Annotated in this window: 7 protein-coding genes; all 7 read left to right on the forward strand. The window is 60.7% G+C overall.

Annotated features, from left to right (window positions below; all coding sequences use genetic code 11):
* A partial coding sequence (locus tag F8K16_RS02470; RefSeq protein ID WP_294946469.1) for a peroxiredoxin occupies window positions 1-351 on the forward strand: 351 nt, incomplete at its 5' end.
* A 21-nt stretch (window positions 352-372) separates the two neighbouring features.
* Window positions 373-1,788: a PhoH family protein gene (locus tag F8K16_RS02475; protein ID WP_294946471.1), complete on the forward strand. Its 1,416-nt coding sequence runs from the start codon at window positions 373-375 to the stop codon at window positions 1,786-1,788.
* Entirely contained in the window at window positions 1,788-2,660 is an 873-nt protein-coding gene (locus tag F8K16_RS02480) for an SDR family NAD(P)-dependent oxidoreductase (RefSeq protein ID WP_294946474.1), read from the forward strand. The genes F8K16_RS02475 and F8K16_RS02480 overlap by 1 nt, the downstream gene beginning before the upstream one ends.
* Before the next feature lie 118 nt (window positions 2,661-2,778).
* On the forward strand, window positions 2,779-3,381 hold the full coding sequence (locus tag F8K16_RS02485; protein ID WP_294946476.1) for a peroxiredoxin: 603 nt from the start codon (window positions 2,779-2,781) through the stop codon (window positions 3,379-3,381).
* 155 nt (window positions 3,382-3,536) lie between these two features.
* Window positions 3,537-3,878, forward strand: a complete 342-nt coding sequence (locus F8K16_RS02490) for a hypothetical protein (RefSeq protein ID WP_294946478.1) — start codon at window positions 3,537-3,539, stop codon at window positions 3,876-3,878.
* A complete protein-coding gene (locus tag F8K16_RS02495) occupies window positions 3,865-4,527 on the forward strand; it encodes a cytochrome c (RefSeq protein WP_294946481.1) in 663 nt (220 codons plus the stop codon). Before F8K16_RS02490 ends, F8K16_RS02495 begins: the two co-directional genes overlap by 14 nt.
* Window positions 4,517-5,838, forward strand: a 1,322-nt coding sequence (locus F8K16_RS02500) for a cbb3-type cytochrome c oxidase subunit I (protein WP_294946484.1), incomplete at its 3' end; no start/stop codon positions are given. The genes F8K16_RS02495 and F8K16_RS02500, both read left to right, overlap by 11 nt.

A 5,838-nucleotide genomic window follows, 5' to 3' on the forward strand; every position in this document is an offset into this window, starting at 1 on the left:
ACCCCGGGCTGCACGAAGGAAGGCGAAGGCTTCCGCGACCATTACGCCGACTTTCAGGCACTGAACTGTGACATCTACGGCTGCTCGCGCGACAGCCTGAAATCCCACGAGCGCTTCAAGGAGAAGTACTGCTTTCCGTTCGAGCTGATCTCCGACCCGGACGAAACCCTGTGCCGCCTGTTTGACGTCATCAAGCTGAAGAAGAACTATGGTCGGGAATACATGGGCATTGAGCGCAGCACCTTCCTGATCGACCCGGAAGGCATCCTGCGCCACGAATGGCGCAAGGTGCGGGTGCCCGGACATGTGGAAGCCGTGCTGGAGACGCTGCGGAACCTGCAGGCCGAATGAACACCACCGAGGATCCCCGTCATGAAGCGACATTCCCACAAACGCATCTTCATTCTCGACACCAATGTGCTCATTCATGACCCCATGGCGCTGTTCAACTTCGACGAGCACGACATCTTCCTGCCCATGACCGTGCTCGAAGAGCTGGACAACCACAAGAAGGGAGTGTCGGAAATCGCGCGCAACGCCCGCGAGGCCAACCGCATTCTGGATGTGCTCATCAGTGGCGAGTCCTTCGAGGAGATTCAGCACGGCATTCCGCTGAGCAAATACAGCGGCCCCCTGCCCCGGGATCATGAAGCCCACAGGCTGGGCAAGCTGTTCTTCGAGACCGAACCGCCGGTGACTCATGATGGGGTGGGCGGCCTGATCGGTCACAAGGCGGACACTCACATCATCGAGTCGGGGCTGGCCCTCAAGCACCGCTTCCCCGACCGGGACGTGACGCTGGTCACCAAGGACATCAACATGCGCATCAAAGCGGCCGCGGTAGGCCTGCATTCGGAGGACTACTACAACGACCGCGTGCTGGAGGACACCGATCTGCTCTACACCGGCTGGACCCAGCTGCCGGAGCATTTCTACGAGGAACACGCCGACCGCATGACCTCATGGCAGGAGGACGGGCGCACCTTCTACCGCCTGACGCTGGACGAGAAACCGGACTGGTATCCCAACGAATTCCTCGTCAGCGCCAATGAGGCCGGATTCACCGCCATTGTGCGGCAGGTGGAGGGCACCACCGTCACGCTGGAATACCCGCACGATTACACCCAGCAGGCGGTCTGGGGCATCCACGCCCGCAATCCGGAGCAGAACATGGCCCTCAACCATCTGATGGACCCGGAGGTCGACTTTGTCACTCTGGTGGGCCAGGCGGGCACGGGCAAGACGCTGCTGACTCTGGCGGCCGCGCTGGAACAGACGCTGGAGGAGAACCGCTACACGGAAATCATCATGACCCGCGCCACCATTCCCATCGCCGAGGACATCGGCTTTCTGCCCGGCACGGAGGAGGAGAAGATGACCCCGTGGATGGGTGCGCTGCTGGACAACCTGGAAGTGCTCACAGGCACCATGAAGGGTCAGAACAGCTGGCAGCGGCAGGCAACGCAGGACCTGCTGCATGAGCGCATCCGCATCAAGTCCATGAACTTCATGCGCGGACGCACCTTCGTCAACAAATTCGTCATCATCGACGAGGCGCAGAACCTCACGCCCAAACAGATGAAAACGCTCATCACCCGGGCCGGGCCCGGCACCAAGATGGTCTGTCTGGGCAACCTGGCGCAGATCGACACGCCCTATCTCACCGAAACCACCAGCGGACTGACCTATGTGGTGGACCGGGCAAAAAGCTGGGATCACAGCGGGCATGTCACCCTGCAGAAGGGGGAACGCTCCCGTCTCGCCCAATGGGCAGCGGAGGTGCTGTGATGCGCCGCGCCGATCCCGTTCTGCCGCCGGATTCGGTGCTGATCACCGGCTGCTCCAGCGGTATCGGTCGCCATGCGGCACTGGCACTGGAGCAGATGGGATATGACATCATCGCCAGCGTGCGCAAGGCGGAGGATGTCGCACCCCTGCAGCAGGAAGGCATCAAGTGCGTGCAGCTGGATCTGGACGACCCTGCCAGCATAGAGGCAGGCCTGCAGGCGGCCATCGATCTGAGCGAAACCGGCCGACTGCGCGCCCTGTTCAACAATGGCGCCTTCGGCCTGCCCGGCGCGGTGGAAGATCTGTCCCGCGATGCCCTGCGTGCCCAGTTCGAGACCAACGTCTTCGGCACCCAAGCGCTGACCAACCGCTTCATCGCCCACCTGCGTGCCCACGGCAAGGGCGGACGCATCATCTACAACAGCTCGGTGCTGGGCTTTGCCGCCATGGCCTATCGTGGTGCCTACAACGCCTCCAAGTTCGCCATCGAGGGTCTGGCCGATACCCTCCGGCTGGAACTGTGGGACACCCCCATCGACGTGGTGCTGATCGAACCGGGCCCCATCACCTCCCGCTTCCGCGAAAACGCCTACGCCGCCTTCCGCCGCTGGATCGACCCCAGCGAAAGCGCTCACCACGCCCAGTACGAGGCCATGATCCAGCGCCTGAAGAAGGAAGGCCCGGCCGCCCCCTTTACTCTCGGTCCGGAGGCGGTCACCCGCGCGTTGCTCCGGGCGCTGGAAAGCCACCGGCCACGGGCCCGCTACCCGGTCACCCTGCCCACGCACCTGTTCGCCTGGCTCAAGCGCCTCCTGCCCACCGCCCTTCTGGACCGCGCCCTGCTGGAAGCCGGCGGCAATGGCCGGCGCTGATGCCCACCACCCACCTTCATGATTGAAATTAGCAATCGGTCGTGGATTGATGATGTATTCCGCATTGATTAAACTGTAGCGGTCCTTCATTCATACAACACAAAAAAGGAGTGTCAACATGAGCGTTCTGGTCACCAAACCGGCCCCTGACTTCACGGCCGCCGCCGTGCTGGAAGACGGCACCATCGTCGAAAACTTCAACCTGCGCGAGTATCTGGACGGTTCCTACGGCGTCGTCTTCTTCTACCCGCTGGACTTCACCTTCGTGTGCCCGTCCGAGATTCTTGCGTTCGACCACCGCATCGACCGCTTCAAGGAACTGAACACCAAGGTGGTGGGCATCTCCATCGACTCCCAGTTCACCCACAACGCCTACCGCAACACCCCGGTCAACGAAGGCGGCCTCGGCCCCGTGCGCTTCCCGCTGGTGGCCGATGTGGGCGGCAACATCATGGACGCCTACGGCGTGCGCCATCCCGAAAACGTGGCGCTGCGCGCCACCTTCCTGATCGACCGTGAAGGCATCGTTCGTCACGAAGTGATCAACGACCTGCCGCTGGGCCGCAATGTGGACGAGACCATCCGCATGGTGGAAGCGCTGCAGTTCTTCGAACAGCACGGCGAAGTGTGCCCCGCCGGCTGGCAGAAGGGCAAGGAAGGCATGAAGGCCACACCCGAAGGGGTTGCCGACTACCTGGCCAAGCACGCTGACGAGCTGTAAGCCGTCTCAACCATTACCTCCCTTTATGAAACCGCGGCTTTTGCCGCGGTTTTTTTATATCTCGTTCAAATTTTACGCTCAACAGCGCACTTATTGACCTGGATCAAGCCTGCCCGCTACCTGCAGTGCTAATTTCGCACTGGAGGTATCAATCAATGACCTATATCGCCTGGCCGACCATTCAGCCCGATCAGTTTCTGCCCATCTTTCTCTATGCCAGCTTCGTACTGGTGTTCGGGGCGCTCTATGCCGCGCTCATTACCGCCGGCAAGATGGGGTTCTACCGCTACCTCACCCTGCCTCTGGGTTATGCCATGTGGGGGGCGCAGGCGTGGTGTCTGTATGCGCTCAGCGTGCTCATTCAGGCCAATGCCTTCACCTACAAGGTACTGGCCATCACCATGATCGCCTACCTGTTCGTGCCCCATCTCTATTTCCAGCTGATCGACCAGTCCGAAACACGCCACCAAGAGGAGGAATCCCATGAGTCAGCATGATCCCAGCGTCTGGAGCAGCACATCTTTCTGGCGGCGGTCCGCTGCCTGGGTGACGGGCTTCTCCGCCATTCTGCTCATTTTTCTCACCTTTGACACCATGAGCCAGATCCAGATGGGGTCGGATGAAGATCTGAAAACGGGCAAGGTGCGCCGCGTGCCCGCCCCAACGGTGATCAACCATGCCATTGAATACAAAATGAACCGAAAGCGGGGTCATGAAGTGCCTGTCATAGGAGAAGAACAGCCGTTTTTCGGCAAGATCTGGTCACCGGAAGAAGCACGCGCTCTGGTGCATAAGGGGAAGGTCACCGTGCAGGCCAAAAACTGCATGAACTGCCACACTCTGCTGGGCAACGGCGCTTACTATGCGCCGGATCTGACCAAGGCATGGCTGGACCCGGCCTGGCAGAAAGACGGTCTGATGCAGACGCTCACCCAGACCCACACAACCGAGGAGGCCATGGCCAAGTTCCTGATGGATCCACCCAAATACGCCACCCATACCCGCCGCATGCCTGATCTAGGCATCACGCGGGACGAGGCCATGGCCATCGTGGCCTTTCTCAAGCACATGAGCGCCATTGATACCAACGGTTTTCCACGCAATTTCTCCAAGCCGCATCAGGGAGAGGTGACCTATGCTAAGTAAACTGCTCGCACACCCGGCCTTTGAGTCGCCCACCAAGCGGCTGGCCATGAAGTATTTCGCCGTGGCACTGGTCCTGTTTGGCGCTCAGCTGCTGTTCGGCCTGCTGGCAGGCATCCAGTATCTGTGGCCCGACTTTCTGTTCAACACGCTGGATTTCAGCGTCAATCGCATGGTGCACATCAATGCCATGGTGGTATGGATGCTCTATGCCATGATCGGCTCGGTCTACTACCTGCTGCCGGATGAAACGGGACAGGAGGCCGCCGGACTCAAGCTGGGCGAACTGGCTTTCTGGATTCTCACTCTGGCGGTCGCCGTGGTGGTGCTGGTCTATCTGTTCATCCAGGTGGGCCCCGGACAGGACAGCTCCATCTGGCTGATCAACGAAGGGCGGGAATACATTGAGGCACCCCGCTGGGCCGACATCGGCATCGTCGCCGTTGTGCTCGTCTTCTACTACAACGTGCTCGGCGCCTACCTGAAAGCCGAGCGCAAGACCGGCATCATGACCGTGCTGGTGGCAGACCTGCTGGCACTGGCGGGCCTCTATCTGGCCGGCATGTTCTACACCGACAACATCTCACTGGACCAGTACTACTGGTGGTGGGTCATCCATCTGTGGGTGGAGGCCACATGGGAGGTATTCGTCGGCGCCATTGCTGCCTGGGCGCTGATCAAAATTATCGGTGCCAAACGCCAGATCGTAGAAATGTGGCTGTGGATCGAGGTACTGATGCTGTTCGGCTCCGGTATCCTCGGTCTGGGACATCACTATTTCTGGATCGGCACTCCGGAGTACTGGTGGGAGATCGGCGCCCTGTTCAGTTCGCTGGAGCCGGTACCTCTGGTGGCCATGTTCGTTCATGTTCTCTATGACTGGGGCAAGGAGCAGGGCCGCACACAGGCGCTTGAGAACCGCTCCGCCATCCGCAATGCACCGGCCATGGCCTGGGTGAGCATGAACGCCTTCGGCAACTTCCTCGGCGCGGGCATCTGGGGCTTTTTCCACACTTTGCCACAGGTCAACATCTACACCCACGGTACCCAGTTCACCGCCGCCCACGGCCATCTGGCCTTTTTCGGTGCCTACGCCGCCATTCTCATCGCCATGATGTATCTGGCCATTCAGGGCGCCGCCGGCATCCGCATCATGCGCATGACCGCCCTGACCAAATGGTCCATCGGCCTGCTGGTCTTCGGCATCATGGGCATGACCGTGGCGCTGACCATCATGGGCTACGAGCAGACACTGGTGGAGCGCGCCGAGCTGGGCGGTGGCTGGCAGGCCTACTTCACCGCCCAGAACCTGCC

The sequence above is a fragment of the Sulfurivirga sp. genome (assembly GCF_015490265.1).
GTDB lineage: Bacteria > Pseudomonadota > Gammaproteobacteria > Thiomicrospirales > Thiomicrospiraceae > Sulfurivirga.